This window comes from Pseudomonas sp. YH-1, from assembly GCF_051990045.1.
Lineage (GTDB): Bacteria > Pseudomonadota > Gammaproteobacteria > Pseudomonadales > Pseudomonadaceae > Pseudomonas > Pseudomonas nicosulfuronedens.
The window spans coordinates 209136-236132 of sequence record NZ_CP178184.1 but is presented as its reverse complement, the minus strand read 5'-3'; the positions used below and the strand labels follow the sequence as shown (position 1 = coordinate 236132).

Annotated in this window: 21 protein-coding genes and 1 pseudogene; 8 read left to right on the top strand and 14 right to left on the bottom strand. The window is 66.3% G+C overall.

Features of this window, described 5'->3' with window-relative positions; translation table 11 throughout:
- Nucleotides 1–18: 18 nt before the first annotated feature.
- The 7 genes from ACKI1H_RS01130 to ACKI1H_RS01100 all read right to left on the bottom strand — a co-directional run bounded on the left by ACKI1H_RS01130 (nt 19) and on the right by ACKI1H_RS01100 (nt 8106).
- Nucleotides 19–1629, bottom strand: coding sequence for a DUF3426 domain-containing protein (locus ACKI1H_RS01130; protein ID WP_440467430.1), 1611 nt, complete (start codon nt 1627–1629; stop codon nt 19–21).
- A gap of 60 nt (nt 1630–1689) precedes the next feature.
- The gene (gene prmA, locus ACKI1H_RS01125) at nt 1690–2568 is read right to left on the bottom strand and encodes a 50S ribosomal protein L11 methyltransferase (RefSeq protein WP_440467429.1); all 879 of its coding nucleotides are present in this window, start codon (nt 2566–2568) and stop codon (nt 1690–1692) included.
- 178 nt (nt 2569–2746) lie between these two features.
- Nucleotides 2747–4096, bottom strand: a complete 1350-nt coding sequence (accC, locus tag ACKI1H_RS01120) for an acetyl-CoA carboxylase biotin carboxylase subunit (RefSeq protein WP_054906434.1) — start codon at nt 4094–4096, stop codon at nt 2747–2749.
- Between the two features lie 17 nt (nt 4097–4113).
- A complete protein-coding gene (gene accB, locus ACKI1H_RS01115; RefSeq protein WP_017518189.1) occupies nt 4114–4581 on the bottom strand; it encodes an acetyl-CoA carboxylase biotin carboxyl carrier protein in 468 nt (155 codons plus the stop codon).
- Between the two features lie 24 nt (nt 4582–4605).
- On the bottom strand, nt 4606–5049 hold the full coding sequence (gene aroQ / locus ACKI1H_RS01110) for a type II 3-dehydroquinate dehydratase (RefSeq protein WP_440467428.1): 444 nt from the start codon (nt 5047–5049) through the stop codon (nt 4606–4608).
- Nucleotides 5050–5198: 149 nt separating this feature from the next.
- Nucleotides 5199–7052, bottom strand: coding sequence for a protein-disulfide reductase DsbD (locus tag ACKI1H_RS01105; RefSeq protein WP_440467427.1), 1854 nt, complete (start codon nt 7050–7052; stop codon nt 5199–5201).
- A 145-nt stretch (nt 7053–7197) separates the two neighbouring features.
- Nucleotides 7198–8106, bottom strand: a complete 909-nt coding sequence (locus ACKI1H_RS01100; protein ID WP_138525811.1) for a LysR family transcriptional regulator — start codon at nt 8104–8106, stop codon at nt 7198–7200.
- A gap of 115 nt (nt 8107–8221) precedes the next feature.
- Between ACKI1H_RS01100 and ACKI1H_RS01095 the strand changes: the two genes are divergently transcribed.
- Together ACKI1H_RS01095 and speB are read left to right on the top strand one after the other, a co-directional pair.
- Nucleotides 8222–9313 carry a polyamine ABC transporter substrate-binding protein gene (locus ACKI1H_RS01095; RefSeq protein WP_440467426.1) on the top strand — a complete coding sequence of 364 codons (1092 nt, stop codon included), beginning with the start codon at nt 8222–8224 and terminating at the stop codon, nt 9311–9313.
- Between the two features lie 147 nt (nt 9314–9460).
- Nucleotides 9461–10423 carry an agmatinase gene (speB, locus tag ACKI1H_RS01090; RefSeq protein WP_138525813.1) on the top strand — a complete coding sequence of 321 codons (963 nt, stop codon included), beginning with the start codon at nt 9461–9463 and terminating at the stop codon, nt 10421–10423.
- Nucleotides 10424–10547: 124 nt separating this feature from the next.
- On the opposite strand, the gene ACKI1H_RS01085 is transcribed toward speB, so the two are convergent.
- Nucleotides 10548–11135: a methyl-accepting chemotaxis protein gene (locus ACKI1H_RS01085; RefSeq protein ID WP_425048997.1), complete on the bottom strand. Its 588-nt coding sequence runs from the start codon at nt 11133–11135 to the stop codon at nt 10548–10550.
- A 1513-nt stretch (nt 11136–12648) separates the two neighbouring features.
- On the bottom strand, nt 12649–14259 hold the full coding sequence (locus ACKI1H_RS01080) for a GGDEF domain-containing response regulator (RefSeq protein ID WP_440467425.1): 1611 nt from the start codon (nt 14257–14259) through the stop codon (nt 12649–12651).
- Nucleotides 14260–14547: 288 nt separating this feature from the next.
- Between ACKI1H_RS01080 and ACKI1H_RS01075 the strand changes: the two genes are divergently transcribed.
- The 4 genes from ACKI1H_RS01075 (at nt 14548) to speA (ending at nt 19035) form a co-directional block, all read left to right on the top strand.
- A complete protein-coding gene (locus tag ACKI1H_RS01075) occupies nt 14548–15612 on the top strand; it encodes a DUF2333 family protein (protein ID WP_045216423.1) in 1065 nt (354 codons plus the stop codon).
- Between the two features lie 3 nt (nt 15613–15615).
- Nucleotides 15616–16155 (top strand): NUDIX hydrolase, encoded by a 540-nt coding sequence (locus ACKI1H_RS01070; RefSeq protein WP_440467424.1) that lies wholly within the window; start codon nt 15616–15618, stop codon nt 16153–16155.
- A 309-nt stretch (nt 16156–16464) separates the two neighbouring features.
- Entirely contained in the window at nt 16465–16836 is a 372-nt protein-coding gene (locus tag ACKI1H_RS01065) for a translation initiation factor Sui1 (RefSeq protein WP_138525817.1), read from the top strand.
- Nucleotides 16837–17121: 285 nt separating this feature from the next.
- Nucleotides 17122–19035, top strand: coding sequence for an arginine decarboxylase (gene speA / locus ACKI1H_RS01060; RefSeq protein ID WP_440467423.1), 1914 nt, complete (start codon nt 17122–17124; stop codon nt 19033–19035).
- A gap of 164 nt (nt 19036–19199) precedes the next feature.
- Here speA and ACKI1H_RS01055 read toward each other — a convergent pair whose 3' ends face one another.
- From ACKI1H_RS01055 to pdxR, 3 genes and pseudogenes are all read right to left on the bottom strand, one after another.
- Nucleotides 19200–19898: an anaerobic ribonucleoside-triphosphate reductase activating protein gene (locus ACKI1H_RS01055; RefSeq protein WP_138525819.1), complete on the bottom strand. Its 699-nt coding sequence runs from the start codon at nt 19896–19898 to the stop codon at nt 19200–19202.
- Between the two features lie 5 nt (nt 19899–19903).
- Nucleotides 19904–22102 (bottom strand): annotated as a pseudogene (locus ACKI1H_RS01050) (ribonucleoside triphosphate reductase); the annotation flags it as partial.
- 339 nt (nt 22103–22441) lie between these two features.
- On the bottom strand, nt 22442–23872 hold the full coding sequence (gene pdxR, locus ACKI1H_RS01045; RefSeq protein ID WP_440467422.1) for a MocR-like pyridoxine biosynthesis transcription factor PdxR: 1431 nt from the start codon (nt 23870–23872) through the stop codon (nt 22442–22444).
- Nucleotides 23873–24135: 263 nt separating this feature from the next.
- On the opposite strand from pdxR, the gene cbpA reads away from it, so the two are divergent.
- Nucleotides 24136–25104: a curved DNA-binding protein gene (gene cbpA, locus ACKI1H_RS01040; RefSeq protein WP_440467421.1), complete on the top strand. Its 969-nt coding sequence runs from the start codon at nt 24136–24138 to the stop codon at nt 25102–25104.
- The gene (locus ACKI1H_RS01035) at nt 25101–25403 is read left to right on the top strand and encodes a chaperone modulator CbpM (protein WP_225594885.1); all 303 of its coding nucleotides are present in this window, start codon (nt 25101–25103) and stop codon (nt 25401–25403) included. The genes cbpA and ACKI1H_RS01035 overlap by 4 nt, the downstream gene beginning before the upstream one ends.
- Before the next feature lie 6 nt (nt 25404–25409).
- Here the strand turns inward: ACKI1H_RS01035 and ACKI1H_RS01030 are convergent, their stop codons facing one another.
- Together ACKI1H_RS01030 and ACKI1H_RS01025 are read right to left on the bottom strand one after the other, a co-directional pair.
- Entirely contained in the window at nt 25410–26159 is a 750-nt protein-coding gene (locus ACKI1H_RS01030; protein ID WP_138525823.1) for a hypothetical protein, read from the bottom strand.
- Between the two features lie 159 nt (nt 26160–26318).
- Nucleotides 26319–26879 (bottom strand): NADPH-dependent FMN reductase, encoded by a 561-nt coding sequence (locus tag ACKI1H_RS01025; protein ID WP_440467420.1) that lies wholly within the window; start codon nt 26877–26879, stop codon nt 26319–26321.
- Between the last annotated feature and the right edge of the window lie 118 nt (nt 26880–26997).

The following is a 26997-nucleotide window of genomic DNA, read 5'->3' as shown; positions in this document are numbered from 1 at the left end:
TTTGAGCTACCCGCCGGCTCATTCCGGCGAGTGGAAGCTCAGGCTGTAGTTCACCGCTTTCGGGCCCGGATCGAGGATGTCCAGGGAGATATGGATCGGCGTCTGCGGCGGCATCTCGCTTTGTCCGGCCAGCTCGCCCGAGAGGTATTCGCTGGGTTTGAAGCGGCGGCTGGCGATCAGCTGGCCGTTCAGGTCGGCGAAGCGCATTTCCAGCAGCGGGAAGGGCTGGGAGAAGTTGGCGCGGTTGTAGATGATCGCGTCCACCACCAGCGCACCGCTGAAGTCCGGGTGGCTGCGCACCACCAGGTTGCTGCTGCGGATCTGCTCCACGTCGACCTTGGAGGGCAGGGTGCAGCCCAGCTCCGGGCAGGCCTGGGCGAACCAGGGGCGATACTGGTCCTGGCGGGCCAGTTCGTCGAAGTGATAGGCGATGTACTGCCCGGCGAGACCGGCCAGGGCCAGCAGTACCAGCAGCAGCCAGAACAGGCGACGGCCCCAGCGGCTCTTGGGCTTCTGCCAGTCGAGTTGCAGGGGTTCGTCGCTCAGGTCATGCAGGCCAGCATCGTGCAGGCCGGGTTCGGCACGGCGGTTGTCGCCGCGCTGGTCGGCCAGCGGCGGCTCTTCGTCCTCGGCGTCAGGCTCGTCGTCATCGCGGCGAGCGCTGAAGGCGGGAAGTCTCTCGTCGTCGCTCTCTGCCCGAAGGGGGGGCGGATCGATGCGGGGCTCGTGCTCCGGCTCTTCCTCGGGTTGCTCCGGCTCGGATTCCTTGTCGGCCACCAGACGTGCGCTGGCGGGCGGCTCTTCCGGCTCGTCGGCGGGCAACTGGCCGAGGCTGGGTTCCTGGCGGGACACGCGGCTGGTGCCTTTCTGTTCCTCTTCGATCAAGGCTTCGGCCCAGCGCTCGTCGTGCGGGTCGCGCTTCTCTTCCTGGCGGGTCTGCAGGGCTTCGCTGGGGCGCGGCGCGCGTTCGATGCTGAGGAATTCCTGGGACAGTTCGAACTCGTCGAGCTTGGCCAGCTCCTCGTCGAGGTTGAGGCTGTCCAGGTCGAGATCATCGTGGATCCACAGCGTCTCGTCTTTTTTCCCGTTTGCCGGGGCAGGCGCGGGCCTGGCCGGCTCGCTGGTCACGGTTGCCGCCGGGGCGATCACCGTGGCCGCGGCGATCGCAGGAGTGGTTTCGACCACCGGTGCCGGTTTCGCTTCCGCCTTCGGCTCGGCGACGGCGGGCTTTTCCGCTACATCGCTGGAATGCCGCGCGGCATGGGGAGCCAGCGGCCAGCCGAGGGTGGCGGTGCCGGGGGCGCTGGGTGCGGCGGGCTTCTCAGGAGCGAAGGAGCTGAAGGCCGGCGCGGGAGCCGGCGCTGCCGCGATGGGCTCCGGGGCTTTCGGCGGCACCGATGGTGCGGCCGGCTTCGGAGCAGGGATCGATTCAAGGGTGTCGACGGACGGTGTCGCCGTAACAGTCTGCGCCGGAACCTGTGTCGGCTCGCCGACCATGTTCTGTGGCGCGCTGAAGACTTTCAGGCAGGTTCCGCAGCGCACAGCACCGCTGGCCGCGCCCAGTTGCGCCGAGTTGACGCGGAAACGGGTCTGGCAATGGGGGCACTGTGTGATGAAGCTGTCGCTCATGCGGCGGTCCGGCGGAAAAATCTGGCGGTTAGTCTAACTCAAGCCCCGTACGGCGGGCACTCAGCGGCGGCGGCCGCTGATGCGGATCCAGCCATCGCGCTCGGCGGTCGGGTCGAGGTCGAAGGCGTCTGCATAGGCGGCGCGCACTTCCTCGGCCTGCTCGGCGAGGATGCCCGAGAGGGCCAGCAGGCCACCGGATTTCACCAGTCCGGTGAGCTGTTCTGCCAATGTGACCAGCGGGCCGGCCAGAATGTTCGCCACCAGGACGTCCGCGGGTTGCTTCGGCAGATCAGCGGGCAGGTAGACGGGGAATTTCGCCGGGTCGATGCCGTTGCGCGAGGCGTTGTCGCGGGAGGCTTCCAGCGCCTGCGGGTCGATGTCGGTACCGACCGCCTGTTCGGCGCCCAGCAGCAGCGCGGCGATGGCAAGGATGCCCGAGCCGCAGCCGAAATCCAGTACCTGCTGGCCGGCCAGCTCCTGGCCGTCGAGCCATTCCAGGCACAGCGCGGTGGTCGGGTGGGTGCCGGTGCCGAAGGCCAGGCCCGGGTCGAGCAGCAGGTTTACCGCGTCCGGCTCCGGGGCGTTGTGCCAGCTGGGGACGATCCACAGGCGGCGGCCGAAGCGCATCGGCTTGAAGTTGTCCATCCAGCTGCGTTCCCAGTCCTGGTCCTCGATGCGCTCGATCTGGTGCTCCGGCAGTGCGCCGCCGGTGAGCAGGGACAGGTGGGCGATGAGCGCCGTCTCGTCGGTGTCGGCCTCGAACAGCGCGAGCAGGTGGGTGTGGCTCCACAGCGGGGTGGTGCCCAGGTCCGGCTCGAAGATCGGCTGGTCTTCGGCGTCCATGAAGGTCACGGAGACAGCGCCGACTTCCAGCAACGCATCTTCATAGGTTTCCGCCTGATCCGGGGTGATGGCGAGTCGGACTTGAAGCCAGGGCATGGGCGGTACCTCGATCGTGCTGGGATGGCACTGGAAAAGACAACGGACCGCCTGGGCGGCCCGCAGATAAAGGCGGCAAGCTTACTGCACGGCACCCTGCCATGCCAGCGTGCGGGCTTCGCAAAGCACAAGGGCCGCCCGGAGGCAGCCCTTGTGATGGAGCGAAGTGGCGTCGGACTCAGTGCTTGTCCATGCCCAGCTTCTTCTCCAGGTAGTGGATGTTCACGCCACCCTTGCAGAACTCCTTGTCGCGGACCAGCTCCTTGTGCAGCTCGGTGTTGGTCTTGATGCCATCGACGATCAGTTCGTCCAGCGCGTTACGCATGCGCGCCATGGCTTCATCGCGGTCCTTGCCGTAGGTGATGATCTTGCCCACCAGCGAGTCGTAGTTCGGCGGTACGGCGTAGCCGCTGTACAGGTGCGAGTCCACGCGCACGCCGTTGCCGCCCGGTGCGTGGAAGTGCTTCACCTTGCCGGGGCTGGGCATGAAGGTCTTCGGGTCTTCGGCGTTGATCCGGCATTCCAGCGCATGGCCACGGATGACCACGTCCTCCTGCTTGAACGACAGCTTGTTGCCCGAGGCGATGCTGAGCATCTCCTTGACGATGTCGATACCGGTGACCATCTCCGACACCGGATGCTCCACCTGGACGCGGGTGTTCATCTCGATGAAGTAGAAGCGGCCGTTCTCGTAGAGGAACTCGAAAGTGCCGGCGCCACGGTAGCCGATTTCCACGCAGGCCTGGACGCAGCGGGCCAGCACTTCGGCGCGGGCCTTCTCGTCGATGCCCGGGGCTGGGGCTTCTTCCAGTACCTTCTGGTGACGACGCTGCAGGGAGCAGTCGCGGTCGCCCAGGTGGATGGCGTTGCCCTGTCCGTCGGAGAGCACCTGGACTTCCACGTGACGCGGGTTGGTCAGGAACTTCTCCAGGTAGACCATCGAGTTGCCGAAGGCCGCGCCCGCTTCGGTGCGGGTCAGCTTGGCGGACTTGATCAGGTCTTCCTCGTGGTGCACCACGCGCATGCCGCGACCACCACCGCCGCCGGCGGCCTTGATGATCACCGGGTAGCCTACCTCGCGGGCGATGGCCAGCGCGGTTTCTTCGTCCTCGGGCAACGGGCCGTCGGAGCCCGGTACGGTCGGTACGCCGGCTTTCTTCATGGCGTCCTTGGCGGACACCTTGTCACCCATCAGGCGGATGACGTCGGCGCTGGGGCCGATGAAGGTGAAGCCCGAGCGCTCGACCTGCTCGGCGAAGTCGGCGTTCTCGGCGAGGAAGCCGTAGCCGGGGTGGATGCCCACGGCGCCGGTGACCTCGGCCGCAGCGATGATTGCCGGGATGTGCAGGTAGGACTGCGCAGCCGGGGCCGGACCGATGCAGACCGCTTCGTCGGCCAGCGACAGGTGCATCAGCTCGCGGTCGGCGGTCGAGTGCACGGCCACCGTCTTGATGCCCAGCTCCTTGCACGCGCGCAGGATGCGCAGCGCGATTTCGCCGCGGTTGGCGATCAGTACTTTTTCCAACATCGCAGGTTCCCCGCGGTTTAAACGATGGTGAACAGGGGCTGGTCGAACTCGACCGGCTGGCCGTTCTCCACGAGGATCTGGCCGATCACACCGCTGGTCTCGGCCTCGATGTGGTTCATCATCTTCATGGCTTCGACGATGCAGAGGATGTCGCCTTTCTTCACGCTCTGGCCGACTTCGACGAAGTTGGCGGAGGTCGGCGAGGCCGCGCGGTAGAAGGTGCCGACCATCGGCGAGCGCACGGCGCCAGCGAGGTTCTGGGCAGCCGGGGCTGCTTCGGCTGCCGGGGCAGCAGCGGCAGCGGCAGCGACCGGAGCGGCGGCCGGGGCCGGGGCGTAGGCCGGGGCGGCAGCGTAGATCGGCTGGGCGGCGGTCTTGCTGTGACGGCTGATGCGTACGGACTCTTCGCCCTCTTTGATCTCCAGTTCGTCGATACCGGATTCTTCGAGCAGTTCGATCAGTTTCTTGACTTTACGGATGTCCATCAGTGTTCGCTCTCCCAGGTGAGGTCACGGGCGTTCAAGTTGTTCGAGGGCGGATTCCAGGGCCAGGCGGTAGCCTGTGGCTCCCAGACCGTAGATCACCCCTACCGCCACGTCGGAAAAGTAGGAGTGATGCCGGAAAGGTTCACGTTTGTGCACGTTGGAGAGGTGCACTTCGATGAATGGGATGCTCACTGCGAGCAATGCGTCACGTAGAGCGACACTTGTATGCGTGAAAGCGGCCGGATTGATGACGATGAAGTCCACGCCTTCGTTGCGCGCGGCGTGGATCCGGTCGATCAGTTCGTACTCGGCGTTGCTCTGCAGGTGCATCAGGTGGTGGCCGGCCTCACGGGCGCGGCGCTCCAGGTCCTGGTTGATCTGCTCGAGGGTGACGGAGCCGTACTTGTCGGGCTCGCGAGTGCCCAGCAGGTTGAGATTGGGCCCGTGCAGTACCAGTAAGGTCGCCATCTGGATGCTGTAGTCCTTCTTATTGGCGGGAAAAGAATGGGCGGGACTATGCCGGAAAGCCGGCGTGACTGTCCAGTCATGCGGGTTTTGCCGTAGATGTCAGCATGTTGCCAGCCGATTACGGCAAAACCATTGCAATCAAACGGTGATCAGGAGCGCGTTCCAGCCTGTTTCAGGCGGTCGGCGAGGGTGGCGGCGTCGGTCTCGCCGATGATGCGCAGGTCCGACCATTCGTCGCCTTTGGGCGAGAAGAACAGCAGCGCCGGCGGGCCGAACAGGTTGTAGCGGTCGAGCAGGGCGCGCTGTTCCTCGGTGCTGGCGGTCATGTCGAAGCGCAGCAGGACGAAGCCGGGCAGTTGCGACTGGACTTCCGGCGCCGGCAACACCTGGCGCTCGATGATCTTGCAGCTGATACACCAGTCGGCGTACCAGTCCAGCAGCACCGGGCGACCGGCGGCCTGGGCGCTGGCCAGCGCGGCGTTGAGCTGCGCCGGGGTGGTGATGTTCTGCCAGTCGCCAGGCGTGGAGCTGGGCGGGCCGGCATGGATGCGTTGACCGCTGCGGCCCAGCGGGTGCAGCGGGTCGGATTCGCCTTGCAGGGCGCCGGTCCAGGCGGCCACGGCGTAGACCAGCAGCATCAGGCCGATCAGTTGGCCGCCGCGTTGCAGCGGTTTCTTCGGCCCCAGCTCGAGGGTGCCGATGGCCAGGGCGATGCCGCCGGCCAGGGTGCCCCAGAGGGTCAGCGCCACCGGACCGGAGACCAGCCGCTCAAGCATCCAGATCGCTACCGCCAGCAGCATCACGCCGAAGACGTTGCGCACGCCGTTCATCCAGGCGCCGCTCTTGGGCAACAGCGCTCCGCCGCCGACGGCGAAGATCACCAGCGGCGTGCCCATGCCCAGGCCCAGGGAGAACAGCAGCAGGCCGCCGCCCACTGCGTCGCCGGTGCTGCTGATATACAGCAGCAGGCCGGCCAACGGGGCGGTGACGCAGGGCGATACCAGCAGGCTGGAGAGCACGCCCAGGGTCGCCGCGCCGGCGATGGAGCCGCCACGGGTGTTGTTCGCCATGTTGTCCAGGCGCTCGCGCAGGAAGCCCGGCAAGCGCATCTCGAACACGCCGAACATGGCGATGGCGAAGACCACGAAGAAGGCCGCGAAGGGGATCAGCACCCAGGGCGACTGCAGCATCGCCTGAAGGTTGAGCTTGGCACCGAACAGGCCCATCAGCGTGCCGAGCACCGCGTAGCAGGCGGCCATCGGCAGTACGTAGGCCAACGACAGTGCCAGGCCGCGCATGCCGCCCGGACGGCCGCGCAGGACCACGCCGGAGAGGATCGGCAGCATCGGCAGCACACAGGGGGTGAAGGTCAGCGCCAGACCCAGCAGGAAGAAGATCACCAGGGCGCGGCCGAGCTTCTTGATCTTGCCCGGCTCGTGGTCGCCCAGCAGGCTGGCCAGCGGGTTGCTCGAAGCAGCGGCGGAGTTGGCGGCAGAGGAGGGGGCGGGGCCTGTCACCACACTGGCAGCCTGGCCGTCGGCGATCTGCAGGCGGGTGGTTTCCGGTGCATAGCACAGCCCCTTGTCGGCGCAGCCCTGGTAGCTGACGACAAGGGTGAAGGGCTTGTGCTGCGGATTGATCAGCGGCACGTCGATGTCGGTGATGGCGTAGTAGACCACCGTGTCGCCGAAGTAGTCGTCGTGGTGCTGTTTGCCTGGCGGCAGCTTCACTTCGCCGACGCTCACGCCGCTGTCGGCGGGCTCGACCTTGAAGCTGAAGCGATGCTGGTAGAGGTAGTAGCCGTCGGCGTTGATGAAACGCAGCTTCACCTGCTGGCTGTCACTGTCCTCGACGCTGACGCGGAAGGCCTCGGCCACCGGCAGGAAGTCGCCCTTGGCCGGTTGCCCGACAGCGAAGCCGCCCTTGTCGGCGGTTTTGTCGAACAGGCCGGCGGCAGCGGGCAGGGCGACCAGAAGGAGGAGCAGGGTGAGCAGGCGGCGCATGGACATCTCGCGGACTACAGGGTGGCGGGCATGATAGCGGAAAGCTTCCGGCGCGGCCCGAGGCGTTGCCGGATCAGCTGTCACAAGAAGTGATAGAGGCTGTGGGACTGCGCCTACGAGTCTCGGTTCCCATGGCGCCGCTGCGTCAATCGGCCGCGTGCTGGCCGAAGGCTGCCAGCAGGTCGCCGACGAAGGCCTGTTCGGCGTCGCCGGGGTGGCGGCCGCGGTGGCGGGTCAGGCTGAAGGCGACGTCGAAGCCCAACTCGCCCGCCAGCAATTCGCGTAGCTGGCCACGTTCGATCCAGGGCTGGGCGACATGTCGGGGCAAGTAGCCGATGTGCGCGCCGGAGAGGATGAACGCCAGGCTACCGTCCACCTGTTCGCAGCGTGCGCTGCTACGGCTGGTCTGCAACGGCTCGTCGGCGGCGATGAAGCGGTAGGGATGCAACACCTGGTCGGCGTCGGCCAGGGAATCGCGGGTTGGTTTCTTTTCCTTGAATGCCGGATGGCCAGCCCCGCAGTACAGCCCCTGCGGCTCGATGAAGAGGGTGGTGTGCTGCAGCGCCGCCTGGGTGCCGGCGAAATAACCCACCGCCAGGTGCAGGCGATCCTGCAACAGCAGGCGCTCCAGTTCGGCGGGTGTGGCGGTGAGCAGGTCCAGGGTGACTGCCTCGTTGCGCTGGCGAAAGCGCCGGATGGCATCGGACAGCTGCTCCAGAACACTCTCTTCCAGGCTTTCCGAAAGGCCGATTCGTACTTCGCCGAGCAGCTTGTCGGCTACGCCACGGGCCTCATCGCGGAAGTCCTCGATGGAGAGGAACAGTCGCCGCGTTGCCTGCAGCAGGTGCTCGCCCTTGGGCGTCAGGCGGAAGCCGCCCTTGCCGCGCTCGCACAGGCGGTAGCCCAGGCGCGTCTCCAGCTTGGCCATCTGGATGCTGATGCTTGGCTGGCTCAAGCCCAGCTCGCCCTGTGCCGCGCTGAAGCCTCCGCACTCCACCACCGTGACGAAGAGGCGCAGCAACTGCAGGTCGAGGTCGCGCAACTGGCTGAGCATGGTGGGCTCCAAACATTGTCAGGGTGAAATGCCAAAGTAATTAACTTTGTATTTTTACAAAGTAAAGCCCGCCCCATGCTCGTCGCATAACCACAACAACCCTGAGGCGATGATCATGCGTGTGTTCTTCCGGGCGACCCTCGCGGCACTGGCCGTGGCGCTGGCCGTGCCCCTGCAGGCGCAGGAGCGGGTGCTCAACCTCTACAACTGGGCGGACTACGTCGGCGCGGACGCGCTGCAGCGGTTCCAGAAGGAAACCGGCATCCGGGTCAAGTACGACACCTTCGACAGTGCCGAGGTGCTCGACAGCAAGCTGATGACCGGCCGCAGCGGCTATGACGTCGTCTTCCCCGCCAGCAGCGGGCTGGCCCGCGCGATTCAGGCCAAGGCCGTGCAGCCGGTGGACGATGCGCAACTGAAGAACTTCCCCAACCTCGATCCGGAACTGCTGGCCAAACTCGCCGCCATCGATCCGGGCAATCGCTTCGGTGTGCCTTATACGTGGGGCACCGTGGGTCTGGCGATCAACAAGGACGAAGTGCTCAAGCGCATCCCCGATGCGCCGCTGGACAGCCTCGACCTGCTGTTCAAACCCGAATACGCCAGTCGCCTGGCCGACTGTGGCATCTCGCTGATCGACTCGCCCCAGGAAGTCATCAGCGTCGCGCTCAACTACCTCGGCAAGTCGCCCTACAGCACCGAGCCGTCCGACCTCGCCCAGGTCCGTGAACTGCTGGGCAAGCTGCAACCCGACGTGCGCTACATCGCCAGCGGCAAGCACATCAATGACCTGGCCAATGGTTCGCTGTGCGTTGCCCTGACCTACACCGGCGACGCGCTGATGGGCGCAGCGCAGGCCAAGCAGGCGAACAAGCCGTTCGAGGTGATCTACCGGATTCCCAGAGAAGGCACGCTGATCTGGTTCGACACCATGGCCATCCCGGTGGACGCTCCGCACCCGCAGGAAGCTCGTGCTTTCATCGACTTCATGCTGCGCCCGGATTCCATCGCCGAGCTGACCAACACCCTGTACTTCGCCAACGCCAACCTCAAGGCGACGCCGCTGCTCAACGCCGATGTCGCCAGCGATCCGGATATCTACCCGCCGGCGGCCATGCGCCAGAAGCTGTTCGGCGAGCAGCTGCTGACCCTCAAGCAACAGCGCGACCGTACCCGGCTCTGGTCGGCGTTCCGTACCCGTAGCTGACCTGGAACCTCTCGTAGGGCGCATAACGCGCCAGCGTTATCCGCCGAGCTGAAACGGGGCTGGCGGATAACCTGTTCCAGGTTATGCGCCCTACGTTGTAGAGCGCTCCGAACACCGTGATCACCTGATAACTAAAAAGAGGACGCCATGGATCTCGCAAACGACAACGACCAGGCCATAACCCGCGACAGCCTTTACGGCACCGCTGCCGAATCCACCTACGCCGGCGTCACCAGCTTCATGCGTCGCCGCTACAGCCGCGACCTGCGCGGCGTCGACCTGGTGGTCAGCGGCGTGCCCTTCGACACGGCCACCACCAATCGCCCCGGCAGCCGCTTCGGACCGCGTGCGATCCGCGCCGCCTCGGTGCAGATGGCCTGGGCCCGGCACTTCCCCTGGGAGTTCGATCCCTTCGACCACCTGGCCGTGATCGACTACGGCGACTGCTCCTTCGACCACGGCGTACCGCAGGAAACCCCGGAGGTCATCGAGGCCCACGCCGCGCGCATCCTCGATGCCGGCTGCGCGCTGCTGACCCTGGGCGGTGATCACTTCATCAGCTACCCGCTGCTCAAGGCCCACGCGAAGCAACACGGGCCGCTGTCGCTGATCCACTTCGACGCCCACAGCGATACGTGGCCGGACGAGGACTGCCAGCGCATCGACCATGGCACCATGTTCTACCACGCCGCCCGCGAGGGGCTGGTCGACCCGGCGCGCTCGGTGCAGGTCGGACTGCGCACCACCAACGACGACGTCATGGGTTTCCAGGTACTCGATGCCCGCGAGGTGCACCGCAACACACCGCAGGCCATCGCCGAACGCATCCGCGCGCGGGTCGGCGACAACCCGGTGTACCTGACCTTCGACATCGACTGCCTCGACCCGGCCTTCGCACCGGGTACCGGCACACCGGTCTGCGGCGGGCTGAGTTCGCACCAGGCGCTGGAAATCCTCCGCGCGCTGCGCGGTATCAACCTGGTGGGGATGGACGTGGTGGAAGTCGCGCCGCCCTACGACAGCGCCGAGATCACCGCCCTGGCCGGCGCGACCCTGGCGATGGAGATGGTTTGCCTGTACGCGGCGCGGCACAAGCTCGGCGAGCGTTAACAGCCCGCGTCCGCAATCACGGGGAAACCCGGATGTAGGATGGTGTGGAGCGCAGCGATACCCATCGATCCTGCGACACAGCATGGGTATCGCTGCGCTCCACCCATCCTGCGAGTGCCTTGTTTCAGACCCGGAACGCTCTAACGGCGGTGTGCAATGCCCCGCCCAACTCCTGCAACTGCTCGCCCTGGCTACGCCCCTGGCCGATCAGGCGCAGGTTCTGGCTGCCCAGTTCGTGGATGCGTTCGCTGTGGGAGCGGATTTCGCTGACCGCGCCGCTCTGCTGTGCGGAGCTCTCGGCGATGCGCTCGGCCATGCTGGCGATGGTGCGAATAGCACCGACTACTTCGTCCAATGCGCCCTCGGCGGCGCCAGCCTGGTTGGCGGTGACTTCCGCGTGCTCGACCTGGCTGCGCATCGCCTCCACCGACTGCCGTGCGGCCTGCTGCAGGCGCGCGGTGAGTTGCTGGATTTCCTCGGTGGCGCCGGCCGTGCGCAGGGCCAATGAACGGACCTCTTCGGCGACCACGGCAAAGCCACGGCCTTGCTCACCGGCTCGTGCGGCCTCGATGGCGGCGTTCAGCGCCAGCAGGTTGGTCTGGTCGGCGATGGAGCGGATCACTCCCAGCACATTGCCGATGGTGGCCGACTCTTCCGCCAGGTTCTCGATGGCCTGGGCATTGCTCTGCACTTCGTCCACCAGCGCGCGCATGCCGCTCAAGCTGTTGCCAATCACCTGCTGGCCCTGCTCGACGGCCGTGCCGGCGGCGTGGCTGGCCGAAGCGGCCTGGCTGGCATCGCCGGCCACCTGCTGGATCGCCGCTTCCATATTGCCCAGCGCGTCGCGGATTTCCCCGGTGTCGCTGGCCTGGCGTTCTGCACCGGCGTGCAGGCCGCCGCTCAGTTCGGCCAGGGCGCGGCTGCTGCCGGCCACTTCCTCGGCGCGCTGGTGAATGGTGCCGACCAGGGTGCCGAGAAAGTCGCGCAGGCGATTCAGGGATTCCTGCAGCTCCACCAGGTCCCGGGTACGGGTATTCAGCGCAATGGGGTTGGCGAAGTCGCCGCGCGCCCAGGTCGAGAGCGCCGGAACCAGTAGGCCGAGCACGCGCGCCAGGCGGCGCTGCAGGGTGTCGATGAGCAGCGCGGTGGCGAGGATCAGGGCGATCAGCGCGCCCTGGATGACGCGCACCTGTGTCTGGATCTTCGAGCGTTCCTCGCGCACCTGCGGCTCCAGGGTCGCCAGTGCCTGCTGCACGGCGCCCACGCGCTGGGCAGTAGCGTTGGCCAGTTGCTGGCGCTGGGCGATCAGCTGGCGGGTGCGATCGAGTTCGTCCGGATAGCGGCGCAACACGCTGGCGAGGTCGCGCTTGAGGGTGACGCCACGGTCCTCGCTCTGTGCCTCGGCGGCCGGCTGGGATTCCAGGCCCATCATCGAAGCGAAGTCGTCGGAGGCGGAGGCTTGCTGTTCCAGTACGCCGAGCAGCGGCAGGGCGTCGATGCGTTCGGCCAGTTGGCGCAGGGATTCCAGCTCGCGCTGGATATCCTCGGCCAGCGCCGGGTTGCCGCTTTCCACCAGCTTGGCGCGGGCGTGGGCCAGACGTGTCAGGTGCAGGCCGGCCTGCAGCAGCGGGGTGCGGTATTCGGCGGCGGCGGGGTTCTGGCTGGCATCGGTATAGGCGCCGAGCTGGTCCAGCGCGGCCAGCAGGTCGCGTTCGGCCTGCAGCAGCAGGCCCTGCGGATCACCGGCCAGCTTGCCGGCGGCGAGTAGCTGGTTGCCGCTGAACTGGTGCAGTTCCTCGAGGCTCTGGCCAAGCAGCTGGCTGAGGCTGTCCGGCAGTCGTGGCAGCTCCTGGGCCAGTTCGTCCAGCCCTTGCTGGGCAGCTTTCTGCTTGAGCGCGTCGCCGCTGGCGAGGTACGCCTGAATGTTCTGCGCGACCTTGCGCTCGAAGCCCTGGGAGAGTTCCAGGTAGCGGTCCATCAACGTGAAGGGGCGCTCCAGCGCGCGTTGCGACCACCACAGGGTGGCGCCCAGCGCGAGACAGACGAGCAGAAGCAGGAAGGTGTTGAGGTTGGTGAGCAGCTTGAGGCGCATGGCAGGTCTCGACCGACAGCGAAAAAACGGCGAGCCCTGAAGCTATTGCAGTTTCGTTACTGGCTGATGACACGATGCCAGCATTCGGTCGGAAAATGGCGCGGCAGAGCGCCGCGCCAGACCGGGACGGGGGTTACCTGTAGACCTCGACGCGGTTGCGGCCGCCGTGCTTGGCGGTGTACAGCGCCTCGTCGGCCTGCTTGGCGAGGGTCTTGATGTCCATCTCCGGCCCCAGCTCGGCGATCCCGCAGCTGAAGGTGCAGGAGAGGTCGTGGGGCTGCGCGGGGTAGTGGATCTCGGCGAAACGCTGGCGGATTTCCTCCAGCACCTTGCGCGCGGAGTCGGCGTCGGTGTCCGGCAGCACCACGGCGAACTCTTCGCCGCCGTAACGGCCGATGTGATCGGTCTTGCGCAGGCGCTGCTTGAGGAACAGTGCCAGACTCTTGATCACCCGGTCGCCCATAGGGTGACCGTAGGTGTCGTTGACCCGCTTGAAGTGGTCGATGTCGAGCATCGCGAAGGTCAGCGGGCGCTCTTCGCGGCGGGCGCGGAAGCGGGCGTCGTCGAGCAGTTGCAGGGTATGGGTGTGGTTGTACAGGCCGGTGAGGCTGTCGCGCACCATACGCGCCTTCAGGCTTCGCGCGCGGGCAGCGCGGTTGCGCACGGTGGCGATCAGGTGGCGCGGCTTGATCGGCTTGGTGAGGAAGTCATCGCCGCCTTCGCTCATGGCGTCGAGCTGCTTGTCCAGGTCGTCCTCGGCGGACAGGTAGATGATCGGCACACTGACATAGCGCTCGTGCTGGCGGATCACCTTGGCCAGCTCGGTGCCCAGGCATTCGGGCATGTACATGTCGAGGATGATCAGGTCTGGCTGGAACTCGGCCAGCTCGGCCATCACCGACAACGGCGCGGTGAGCGCGCGGGTAACGATGCCGGCGCTGTTGAGGACCATCTCGGTGTGCGCGGCCTGGGCGCGGGAATCGTCGACGATCAGCACGCGGAACGGCTCGTAATGAGCCACACGGGTGAGCGTCTCGATCTTCTCCAGCAGGCCGGAGGCGTCCAGTGCACCGCTGAAGAAATCCTGGCCACCGGCGCGGGCAGCGGCCAGGCGGGTCGGGGTGTCGGTTTCCTCGTGGCTGAAGAACAGTACCGGCAGCTTCTGCTTGAGGCCGGCCTGGGCCTCGTCGGCCAGCGCGAGGCCCTGGCCACCGGCGAAGTCGATTTCCATCACGATGGCCGCCGGATGGCGGTCAGCCATGGCGGCGCGGAAGGCGTTGGCGTGCTCGCAGGGCTGCGCGGCCATGCCGAAGAATTCCAGCTGCTGGGCCAGGCGTTCGGCGCGCTCGAGGTCCTGCAGGGCGAGGTAGACGGGCTTGCGCAGTGGCGGCAGGTGGGTCTGCTCAAACTGGTCGCCATGACGCAGGCCCGTACGCGACAGGCGCTGCATCAGGCGATTGAGTTCGGTGATCAGTTCGCTGGAGAGGCGCCCGCGGTTGTCCTGAACGGCGCGCAGACACTGGTCGATGGCCTTGGCCAGGTCCGCATGCTCGGCCTGCTCGAAGCGTTCGGCGTAGCGCTGCAGGCGCAGGCAGGCCTCGGCCAGCTCGGCCGTGCCGGCGCTGTTCCACTCCGCGCGCGACAGGCGCTGCCAGACTTCCAGCAGGTGACGGGCCTGGTGGATCACCCGCTGGGCGAAGTGATGCTTGAGGCGGTCGAGGGATGGATCGTCGAGCTCGGTCATCGCGCGCTTCTTTATAGGGCCGTACCGGCGGCCTGCGGGGCGAACATGTTTCCGCCGTGATACACACTGATGGCCCTATGCTACCAATCCTTGATGGCAATAACAGTGCCTTCGGTCAAACATCTCAAGCTTTGTAATTCGCACCATTACCTAGCACCATGCGCAGGGTAGGCTGCGCTGACGTGCCTGCGTGCGGCATGCTTGCGCAGCGAGGCCTAAAATCGCGGCACCCTGGGGCCGGTTGCGGGTCCAAGCTATCTTCGAATTCGGGACATCAAGGAACTTGCCATGTGGAACTGGAAGAAACGCGGCTCCGTACGTGATCGCGTGAACGACTCGGTGGACGACGCGCGCGCCTACTTCGGCGGCCCCTGGCTGGGCCGTGTGCTCGGTGGTCTGCTGGGCGTCTACCTGGTGATCTGCGGCGCGATCGGCTGGTACTGGAGCCAGGAGCCGGACCTCTTCCCCGTGCAGCAGAACGCCCAGGCCGCCGCCGAGCGTGCCGGCCGGCAGATGGTGGTGGGCTACACCACGGTGGAAACCCTCAAGGAAGTGGTCGCCACGCTGCTCAACAAGCCAGGCGGTTACCTGTCCAACGACATCTTCCCGCCGGGTGTCTGGCTGGACAACATGCCCAGCTGGGAATACGGCGCCCTGGTCCAGGTGCGCGACCTGTCCCGCGCGCTGCGCAAGGACTTCGCTCGTTCCCAGTCGCAGTCCACCGAGGACGCCGACCTGGCGCGCGCCGAGCCGCGCTTCAATTTCGACAACAAGAGCTGGGCGCTGCCGTCCTCCGAGTCGGAGTACGCCGAGGGCATCAAGTCCCTGGACCGCTACCTCGGCCGTCTCTCTGCCGATCCGGCCGGCGCGCAGTTCTATGCCCGCGCCGACAGCCTGAACAACTGGCTGGGTGACGTGTCCACCCGCCTGGGCTCGCTGTCCCAGCGCCTCTCGGCCAGCGTCGGCCGGGTCAAGCTGAACACCAACATCACGCCGATGCAGCCGGTCACCCCGGGCCAGGCGCCGGAAGTCGAGGAAGTGATCCAGGAAACCCCCTGGATGCAGATCGACAACGTGTTCTACGAAGCCCGCGGCCAGGCCTGGGCGCTGTCGCACATCCTGCGCGCCATCGAGGTGGACTTCGCCGACGTGTTGGCGAAGAAGAACGCCACCGTCAGCGTGCGCCAGATCATCCGCGAGCTGGAGGCCGCCGAGGCGCCGCTGTGGAGCCCGATGGTCCTCAACGGCAGCGGTTTCGGCGTGCTGGCCAACCACTCGCTGGTGATGGCCAACTACATCTCCCGCGCCAACGCCGCGATCATCGACCTGCGCCAGCTGCTGGCCCAGGGCTGATCGATGGAAGGCATCAGCCAGAAGGAAGCCGCCCATCGGGCGGCTTCGGACGCCGAGAAGATCGCCTGGGTCGACGACGACGATCAGTTGCTGGGCAGCCTGCCACGCGCTGAGCTGCGCGCGCGTGGGTTGATCGGGCGGGGCACCTTTATCCTGCTGTTCAATTCCGCCGGTGAGCTGTGCGTGCATCGGCGTACCCTGAGCAAGGCGGTCTACCCCGGCTACTGGGACCCGGCCGCCGGCGGCATGGTGCAAGCGGACGAGAGCTACGCCGAGTCCGCCGCCCGCGAGCTGGAAGAAGAGCTGGGCATCGCTGGCGTCGAACTGCGCGCCCATGGCACCTTCTTCTTCGACCAGCCGGACAACCGCCTGTGGTGCGCGGTGTTCTCCGCCGTTTCCGATGCGCCGTTGACGTTGCAGCCCGAAGAAGTGCTGGAAGCGAAATTCATCGACCCGCACCAGGCGCTGGCCGAAGCCAAGGCAGGCACGCCTTACTGCCCGGATTCACTGGCGGCGTTGCGCAAGTACCTGGTCAGCTTCTGACCCCGGCCTCGGGCTGGGCAGCTCTTCTGTAGGAGCGAGCTTGCTCGCGAACCGACTCCGCAGCGGGCCCGTTCGCGAGCAAGCTCGCTCCTACAACCGCCCTGCCGCGCAGGCATGTCGCCAATGTGCCGATCAATGACGCATTTTCGCTCTTAGCATTTGCCTTCAATGCTGCTAAATTGCGCGACCTTTCCGGCAGGGTCCTCCGCCGGGAATTGCGCAGCCCCTGCCTGAGTGGGGCGTCGCGGTCGGCACCCGCCGGCCATTCGTTGACCTGGCCCGAAGAGGCCAATCCTGGGGAAACGCCCGGTGGTCAAGAAAGCATCCTCCCTGTCCGCCCTCGGCGGGCTCGTCTACTCCACTGATACCGGCCGGCACTGCCCGGACTGCAATCAGCCCATTGGCGCGTGCATCTGCAAGCAGGCCGAGATTCCGGCCGGCGATGGCATCGCTCGTGTGCGTCGTGAAACCAAGGGCCGCGGTGGCAAGACCGTGACCACGGTGACTGGCGTGCCGCTGGCGGCCGATGCGCTGAAAGACCTGGCTACCGCGCTGAAGAAGCGCTGCGGCACGGGTGGCGCGTTGAAGGACGGCATCATCGAGATCCAGGGCGACCACGTCGACCTGCTGCTCGAAGAGCTGACCAAGCGCGGCCTCAAGGCGAAGAAATCCGGCGGCTGAGCCGCCCTGCTGCTTGTCTGAAGGGGCAAGCGACTCTCCCCTGTCGAGAACGGGTTCCAGGCGATGTGCCCCGCACATGGCCGGCAAGCCCTTTCCCTAGATGGGAGATTTATCGGTGCGTCCTGGGCGCGTCGTCGGATTTTCCTAAACTTACCGCCAACCCCGGCGGTCAACACGGCAACGTCATCAGGCCCGGCTAGGTTAACACCACCAGGCCTTGACGACTCACCCGCACGCCGGGCGGGCGCCTGCATACATTCGCGCAATTTGAGGAGACCACCACGCATGGCCGCTAGACGGACCCGCAAAGACGACGGCAGCAACTGGACCGTGGCAGACAGCCGCAGCATCTACGGAATTCGCCACTGGGGCGCGGGCTATTACGCCATCAACGACGCCGGTAACGTGGAAGTTCGCCCGCAGGGCGCCGATGCCCAGCCGATCGATCTGCACGGGCTGGTCGAGCAGCTGCGTGAAGCGGGCCTGTCGATGCCGCTGCTGGTGCGCTTCCCGGACATCCTCCAGGACCGCGTGCGCAAGCTCACCGGCGCCTTCGATGCCAACATCGCGCGCCTGGAATACGGCAGCCGCTACACCGCGCTGTACCCGATCAAGGTGAACCAGCAGGAAGCGGTGGTGGAAAGCATCATCGCCACCCAGAACGTCTCCATCGGCCTGGAAGCCGGTTCCAAGCCCGAGCTGATGGCCGTGCTGGCCCTGGCGCCCAAGGGCGGCACCATCGTTTGCAACGGTTACAAGGACCGCGAGTTCATCAAGCTGGCGCTGATGGGGCAGAAGCTCGGCCACAACGTGTTCATCGTGATCGAGAAGGAATCCGAGGTGCAGCTGGTGATCGAGGAAGCCGCCGTGATCGGCGTGCTGCCCCAGGTCGGTTTGCGCGTGCGCCTGTCCTCGCTGGCGTCCTCCAAGTGGGCCGATACCGGTGGCGAGAAGGCCAAGTTCGGCCTGTCCGCCGCGCAACTGCTGTCGGTGGTCGAGCGCTTCCGCGCTGCCGGCCTGGACCAGGGCGTGCGCCTGCTGCACTTCCACATGGGCTCGCAGATCGCCAACCTGGCCGACTACCAGCACGGCTTCAAGGAAGCCATCCGCTACTACGGCGAACTGCGCGCCCTCGGCCTGCCGGTGGACCACGTGGACGTCGGTGGCGGCCTGGGCGTGGACTACGACGGCACCCACTCGCGCAACGCCAGCTCGATCAACTACGACATCGACGACTACGCCGGTGTCGTGGTCGGCATGCTGAAAGAGTTCTGCGATGCGCAGGGCCTGCCGCATCCGCATATCTTCTCCGAGAGCGGCCGCGCGTTGACCGCGCACCACGCGGTGCTGATCACCCAGGTCACCGACGTCGAGCGCCACAACGACGAAGTACCGAAGATCACCGACCTCGCCGAACAGCCGGAGATCGTCCAGTGGCTGGCCGACCTGCTCGGCCCGACCGACGCCGAGATGGTCACCGAGACCTACTGGCGCGCGACCCACTACATGAGCGACGCCGCCGCGCAGTACGCCGAAGGCAAGATCAGCCTGGCGCAGAAGGCCCTGGCCGAGCAGTGCTACTTCGCCATCTGCCGCCGCCTGCACAACCAGCTCAAGGCGCACCAGCGCTCGCACCGCCAGGTGCTCGACGAGCTGAACGACAAGCTGGCCGACAAGTACATCTGCAACTTCTCGGTGTTCCAGAGCCTGCCCGACACCTGGGCCATCGGCCAGGTGCTGCCGATCCTGCCGATCCACCGCCTGAGCGAGGAGCCGACCCGCCGCGCGGTACTGCAGGACCTGACCTGCGACTCCGACGGCAAGATCACCCAGTACGTCGACGAGCAGAGCATCGAGACCAGCATGCCGGTGCACGACGTGAAGGAAGGCGAGGACTACCTGATCGGCACCTTCCTGGTCGGCGCTTACCAGGAGATCCTCGGCGACATGCACAACCTGTTCGGCGACACCGACTCGGTGAACGTCTACCAGAACGCTGACGGCAGCTACTACCACGCCGGCATCGAGACCCACGACACCATCGAGGACATGCTGCGCTACGTGCACCTGTCGCCCGAGGAGCTGATGACCCACTACCGCGACAAGGTGGCCGGGGCCAAGCTCACCGTGCGCGAGCGTACCCAGTACCTCGATGCGCTGCGCCTGGGGCTGACGCGTTCGGCTTACCTGTCGTCCTGATGGGCTGGCGGTTCGGGTAAGTGAAAAGCCTCGCTTCGGCGGGGCTTTTCTTTGCCTGCAAATCACCAATGCCGTAGGCCCGTTGTAGGAGCGAGCTTGCTCGCGAACCGACGCCTGCAGCGGGGCCCCTTCGCGAGCAAGCTCGCTCCTACAGTCGAATCCTGTCAGGTGTCGCGTAATTCGAAGGTCGGGAACAGTGCATGCAGCTCCCGCCAGAGATCAGATGCGCCATGAGGAGACGGCGTGGCGATCAGCTCAGGATCGAGCTGCCGCTCGCTGCGGGCCAGTTGCACCACGAAGTTATCCACACCGGTCTCGCGCAGGCGCAAAGCCAGCCGTCGCAATCGCTGCAGATCGAACAACTGCCAATGCACTGTCGTCCTGCACTCGTGCTCCACACCGCTCGCCAGCAACAGTTCCAGGCTGCGCCAGTTGGCCAGCCCACTGCGTTTCACGCCGGTCGTGGCGTCCACGTCCTCGGCCAATCCCTTCACGTCGAAGCCGACCCAGTCGGCATGGGGCAGCGCGCGGGCGAAAGCCTCCGGGCGGATGCCGGCGCTGTGCAGCCCGGCGCGAAAACCCATCGCGCGTACGCTGGCCATGGCTTGCGGCAAAGCGCCCTGCAGCGTTGCCTCGCCGCCGCTGAATACCACCGCCTGCAGCAGGCCCTGGCGTCGCCGGAGGAACGCGAGGATGTCGTCCCAGTGGATTTCGTGCTCGCCCCTCGGCGCAATCAGCTCCGGGTTGTGGCAGTAGCGGCAGCGCCACGCGCAGCCCTGGCAGAACAACACGCAGGCGAGCAATCCGGGATAGTCCAAGGTGGTCAGGGGCACCAGGCCCCCGACCCTGAGCGTACTGTTCATCGCGTCTCGCGGAAGTGACGGCGCTCGCGGTGCTCGGATTGCTTGCCGGCGTTGAATGCCGTCACCGGGCGGTGATAGCCCATTACGCGGGTCCACACCTCGCAGCGCTGGCGCTGGCTTTCGGGTAATTGGTTGGCGGTCATCGGTGGTGCTCCTTTTTGCGTGGATGAAAGTTGAAGTGGAAATCAGCGGGCACAACAGCTCCTGGTGTCGGCTTTTTGCAGTGCGGCTTCGTCGCACCGCGGGCAGAACTCGTGTTCGCCGGCGAGGTAGCCGTGGACCGGGCAGATGGAGAAAGTCGGAGTCACTGTCAGGTAGGGCAGGCGGAAGCGCCCGAGGGCGGTGCGCACCAGGGTCTTGCAGGCCTCGGCGCTGGAGATGCGTTCGGCCATGTACAGGTGCAGCACCGTTCCGCCGGTGTATTTGCACTGCAGGGCGTCCTGCAGTTCCAGGGCCTCGAACGGATCGTCGGTGAGACCCACCGGCAACTGCGAAGAGTTGGTGTAGTAGGGCGCATCCGGCGTGCCGGCCTGGAGGATGTCCGGGTGGCGCTTCTGGTCCTCACGGGCGAAGCGGTAGGTGGTGCCTTCGGCTGGCGTGGCTTCCAGGTTGTAGAGGTGCCCGCTGTCTTCCTGGAAGCGCACCAGCCGCGCCCGTACATGGTCCAGCAGCTCCAGCGCCATCTGCCGGCCGACCTCGGTGTGCAGGCCTTCGCGGTCATCGGTGAGGTTGCGCAGCATCTCGTGCAGGCCGTTCACGCCGATGGTGGAGAAGTGGTTGCGCAGGGTGCCCAGGTAGCGCTGGGTGTAGGGGTACAGCCCGGCGTCCATGTGCTGCTGGATGACCTTGCGCTTGACCTCCAGACTGTCGAAGGCCAGCTCCAGCAGATAGTCGAGTTGCGCGTAGAGGGCGGCAGCGTCGCCGCGATGACGGTAGCCCAGGCGTGCGCAGTTGAGGGTCACCACGCCCAGCGAGCCGGTCTGCTCCGCCGAGCCGAACAGCCCGTTGCCGCGCTTGAGCAGTTCGCGCACATCCAACTGCAGGCGGCAGCACATGGAGCGCACCTGGTTGGGCTGCATGTCCGAGTTGAGGAAGTTCTGGAAGTACGGCAGGCCGTAGCGCGCGGTCATCTCGAAGAGGCGCGTGGCGTTGTCGCTGTCCCAGGGGAAGTCGTGGGTGATGTTGTACGTCGGGATCGGGAAGGTGAACACCCGGCCGTGAGCGTCGCCGGCCTGCATCACCTCGATGTAGGCGCGGTTGATCAGGTCCATCTCGCTTTGCAGATCGCCATAGGCGAAGGGCATTTCCACGCCGCCGATATAGGGAATCTGTTCGCGCAGGTCCTCCGGGCAGACCCAGTCGAAGGTCAGGTTGGTGAAGGGCGTCTGGGTGCCCCAGCGCGACGGCACGTTGAGGTTGTAGATGAACTCCTGCAGCGCCTGGCGCACCTGTTGATAACTCAGGTTGTCCTGGCGCACGTAAGGCGCGAGGTAGGTGTCGAACGAGCTGAAGGCCTGGGCGCCGGCCCACTCGTTCTGCAGGGTGCCGAGGAAATTGACCATCTGCCCCAGGGCGCTGGAGAGGTGCTTCGGCGGCCCGGCCTCGACCCGTCCCGGGACGCCGTTCAGGCCTTCGCTGAGCAAGGTGCGCAACGACCAGCCGGCGCAGTAGCCGGCGAGCATGTCCAGATCGTGGACGTGCAGGTCGGCCTCGCGGTGGGCGATGGCGATGCCCTCGCTGTACACCTCGTCCAGCCAGTAGTTGGCGGTGACCTTGCCGGACACGTTGAGAATCAGCCCGCCCAGGGAATAGCCCTGGTTGGCGTTGGCGCGCACCCGCCAGTCTTCCCGCGAGAGGTATTCGTTCATCGACGCGGCGACGTCCACCAGCGTCTTGCGCTCGCGGCGCAGGCGGCCGTGGCGTTCGCGGTAGACAATGTAGGCGCGCGCGGTGGGGTAGTGGCCGGCTTCCATCAGAGCGCGCTCGACCACGTCCTGCACCTGCTCCACGTCCAGGTCGTTTTGTGCCGGCAGGCGGGCCACTACGCGACGGGTCAGCTCCTGCGCATGGGGCGCGGTGAATTCGCCGCTGGCCTCGCCGGCGGCGGCAATGGCTCGTTCGATCTTGCTCGAGTCGAAGGCGGCGGAGCTGCCGTTACGCTTGCGCAGGCTGGTGGGAAGAGGGGCGGTCCGTGTCGGAGGCATTGGCTTGATTCCACAACATGATGTGTCTCGATGTATTCGAGACAACAATATGTTGTGGGAATCTAACGGCTTCGTCCGTAGGAAAATTGACCTCGGTCAACGTCACCTGTCAGTCAATTTTTGCCATCGGAGGTATTGACCGCCCCGCACTCCAGAATCAGCCGAGCAAGAGCGCCAGTCGCTCTGCCTGGGGCCCGGCAAGACCTCACGGTGACGCTGGCTGTGGTCGTCATCGGTCGGTTCGCGAGCAAGCTCGCTCCTACGCAGGGCGCGCCGGCGCCGGCCTTGTAGGAGCGAGCTTGCTCGCGAACGGGAAGGCGCGCTGAGCGCGGGGAAACTTCAGGTCAGCAACGGCGCCAGCCGCTCTGCCAGGCGCCCGGCGAGCTGCTCGTCGGTGACGTTGGTGAAGCTCATGATCAGCGCCGGCTCGCGCCTGGCTTCCATGCACCAGGCGTTCAGCGCTTGCAGACCGAGGCCCTCGGCATGGGCGCGGCGGGCGACGGCGAGGTCGTCCTGGTCCAGCGCACCGATCAAGTGCAGCCCGCCGGGCGTGTCGGCGAAGCGCAGGCGTTCGCCCAGGCGCTCTTCCAGCGCCTTGCGCAGCCACTGGCGGCGCTGGGCATAGAGCGCGCGGGTGCGCTTGAGGTGACGGGCGAAATGGCCCTCCTGCATGAAGTCGCAGAGGGTCGCCTGCAGCAGTTCCGCGCAGCCGGAGGAGAACACCTGCTGCGCACGTACGAAGTCTTCCACCAACCCCGCCGGTACGACGAGGTAGCCCAGGCGCAGGGCAGGATAGAGCACCTTGCTGAAGGTGCCGGTGTAGAGCACGCGGCCGGCGCGGTCTAGGCTTTTCAGCGCTGGCAGCGGGAAGCCGGCGTAGCGGTACTCGCTGTCGTAGTCGTCCTCGACTATCCACGCGCCGCTGCTGGCGGCCCAGTCCAGCAGGGCCAGACGGCGCGGCAGGCTGAGGGCGACGCCGGTGGGGCTCTGCTGTGACGGCGTGACCAGCGCGAAGCGAGCATCCGGCGCACGAGCGATACCGTCTTCCACGCGCAGGCCATCGGCGTCCACCGCGACCGGCACCGGCACGCCACCGGCCCGGCGCAGCAGTTCGCGGCCGCGCGGGTAGCCGGGGTCTTCGTGCCAGTAGCGCTGGCCGGGTTCGAGCAGGGTGCGGCTGATCAGGTCCAGTGCACCCTGGTAACCCGCGCAGATGAACACCTGCGCAGGGTTGCAGACGATGCCACGGGAGATTCCCAGGTAACCGGCGACCGCCTCGCGCAGCGGCCCGTAACCGCAAGGCTCCGGGTAAGCCAGCATGGACGCGCTCTGCTGGCGCAGACGCCGCGCGCACAGCCGCGACCAGAGCGCGCGGGGGAAGGCGTCCAGTGCCGGCACGCCGAGCTGGAACGGCCGCAGGGTCGGACCGTGGGCGATCAGGCCGGGCAGGGCGCGTTCGACGGTATCCGGCGCAACGACCACGGGCGGTGCAGCGGTGGTGCGCCCCGCCAGTTGCGGCGATACCACGGTGCCCGCCGGTCCGCGTGCCAGCAGGTAGCCCTCGCTGGTCAGCAACTGATAGGCCAGCTCCACGGTGCCGCGTGCCACGCCCAGTTCGCTGGCCAACCCCCGAACCGGCGGTACGCGCTCGCCCGGCCGTAGCGCGCCGCGGGTGATGGCATCGCGGAAGCGCTGGTAAAGCTGGCGATAGATCGGCAGCTCGTGGCTCGGGTCCAGCGGCTGGCGGAAGGAATCGAGGGGCGAGGTCATGGCCTATCCAGGGTGGGGATGATTCCGGAAGACGACTATGCCATGACCGATATCAAGTCGTCCCGGCGGCCGCGATGCAGGATCAGCGTCTAGGCTTGCAGGCAGTGTTGAAAAGCGGGCGCCGCGACTCCATCTGTTAGGGCAGAACCCGCTTTTTTCACCTGTTCGCCTCGCAGTGCGCGCAGCGGCTCCGGCTGCCCGCGCGAATCCCCCGTGTCCCAGGCGCCGACAGGTCCAACGCATGTGAGGAGTGACCGTTACCGATGGAATTCAAGGACTATTACGCGGCGCTCGGGGTCGAACCCGATGCCGACGACAAGGCGATCAAGACCGCCTACCGCAAGCTGGCGCGCAAGTACCATCCGGACGTCAGCAAGGAGCCGGACGCCGAGGCGAAGTTCAAGGACGTCTCCGAGGCCTACGAGGTGCTGAAAAGCCCGGAGAAGCGTGCCGAGTACGACGAACTGCGCAAGTACGGCTCGCAAGGACCGCAGTTCGAGGCGCCGCCCGGCTGGCAGCCACGCGGTGGTTTCGACGGCCCGTCGCCGGGGCACGAACAGGACTTCAGCGACTTCTTCGAGCAGATATTCGGTGGCCGTGCCGGTGGCGCTCACGCTGGCTTCGGCGGTGCGCGCCAGCCGCAGGCCCATCGTGGCCAGGACGTGGAGATGGAAGTCCCGCTGTTCCTCGAGGAAACCCTCTCAGGCGACAGCCGGCCGATCAGCTTCAGCCTGCCCAGCTACGACGAGTACGGCCGCAAGCTGCCTCCGCAGAGCAAGACGCTGAACGTGAAGATTCCCGTGGGCACCGCCGACGGCGAACGCATCCGCCTCAAGGGGCAGGGTGCGCCGGGTATCAACGGCGGGCCGGCGGGTGATCTGTACCTGGCGATTCGCCTGGTTCCGCACCCGGTCTTCGATGTCGATGGCCGCGACCTGGTCGTTACCGTGCCGGTGGCGCCCTGGGAAGCTGCGCTCGGCGCCAAGGTGGAAGTACCCACGCTGAGCGGGCGGATCAACCTCGGCATCCCGGCCAACAGCCAGGCCGGCCAGCGCCTGCGCATCAAGGGTAAGGGCCTGCCGAACAAGGGCGAGGCCTCCGCCGGCGATCTGTATGCCGTGCTCAAGGTGGTAATGCCGAAGACGGCGGACGAGGCGACCCGCAAACTCTGGAAAGAACTGGCTGCCAAGGCGGCCTTCGACCCCCGTGCCGATTGGGGTAAACGCGCATGACGACGACAGTGATGGTGGTGGACCTCGACGAGCTCTGCCAGTCGGTGAACCTCCCCCGCGACGTGCTCGTCGAGATCGTCGAGGTGGGTATCGTGGAGCCCCGCGAACAACGCGCAGGGCATTGGGTCTTCGATTACCAGGCGGTCAGCGTGGTGCGTCGCGCGGTGCGTCTGCGCCGCGAGTTCGAGCTCGACTGGCCGGGCATCGCCCTGGCGCTGCGCCTGCTGGACGAAGTGGACGAGTTGCGTGCGGAGAACCGCTACCTGCGCCAGCGCCTGGCACGGTTGCTGGAGGATTAGCCGCCGCTACTGCACTGCCGCCGCAGCCTGGTCCAGTGGGATGAACTGCACCAGGCCGAGGATCGGCGCGGCCAGGATGCCCTGCACGTAGTTGATACCGCTGCGGCGCAGGCTTTCATGGGTCATCTGCGCCAGCAGCTCCAGGCGGCCGATCATGCGGCCGAACTCCCGCTCGAAGGACAGGTTGCGCCCGCTGCTGCTGATCTCGTTGGAGAGCAGCAACGGCTGGCCATTGCTGTCGGTTCGACTGGCCAGCAGCCAGGCAGCCACCTCGATGTTCCAGGCCGCATTGGCGGTCATCTGCGCGTTCAGTCCACTGAGCAGGTGCTGCGTGTCGGTTCCGCCGTAAAGCTCGAAGAGCATGCTGCCTATCCCGTAGATCAACGTGCCGGCCCGGTCGCCCTGGAATTCGGGGGCGAAGGCCAGGGGGAGCACGTCCACCGACTTCCTGCCGTCCAGCCCGGGCAGCGGTTGTTGGTTGCGGATGGCGTCCATGACTCGCTGGTGAGCCTGTTCCCGTGAAGTCGCGCCAGTTTTCTTCCATTGGCCGGGATTGCGCTTGTAGAGCTTGTCGAGCAGCAGCGACAGGCTGCCGAGGTTGTCGCGCATCGCCAGGTTGGCGGCGCGGTTGGCGTCGTTCTGCAGCATCTGCCCGGAGCTGAAGCCCTCGCCGTCGACCTTCTTTTTCACCGGCGGTGAAGTGCAGCCGGTGAGCAGGGCGGTGGCTAGGATGCAAAACAGAAGGTGGCGCAGCATTGACGGTCCGGGCGCAGGTAGCGGGTCTGAACCTTGGCGTGTGAGGAGTCGTGGGGCCAGCCGGAACGATCGTGAATGCCGGGTGCCGCAGCGGCCTGCGACCGGCTACTCAGAATGGCGGGGAGGGAAAGCGCCGGCGGGTGCCGGCGCTCGCGGCGATCAGCGCGGCTGGTTCTGCACGATCCAGGCGGAGAAGGCATCGATGATGCTCTTCAGGAAGGGCTCGGTCTTCTCCGACAGCTTGCCGGCTTCGTCGAAGAAGCCGCCCGCACCGCCCAGGTAGGCTTCAGGCTGCTGCAGCACCGGCATGTTGAGGAACACCAGCGACTGGCGCAGATGGTGGTTGGCGCCAAAGCCGCCGATGGCCCCCGGAGAGGCACTCACCACGGCGCAGGGCTTGGCGTTCCAGGCGCTCTTGCCGTAGGGGCGCGAGCCGACGTCGATGGCGTTCTTCAGCACGCCGGGTACCGAGCGGTTGTATTCGGGAGTGACGAAGAGCACCGCGTCAGCGCGGGCGATGCGCTCGCGGAAGGCGCTGTAGCTGGCGGGCGGAGTGCTCACATCGAGCTCTTCGTTGTACAGCGGCAGGTCGCCGATCTCCACGATCTCCAGCTTCAGGTTGGCCGGCGCCAATGCGGCGAACGCCTTGGCTATCTTGCGGTTCAGGGATTCCTTGCGCAGGCTGCCGACGACAACGGCAACATCGAAGACTTGGCTCATGGCGACTCCTCAGGATCGGGGTATTGAGCCGTTTGTTATAGACGATGAGCGTGACATTGCGTGGACATGGATCAAGGTTCGGCAATCATGTCCTAGTTGTTCTGCATGATCTTGGCTC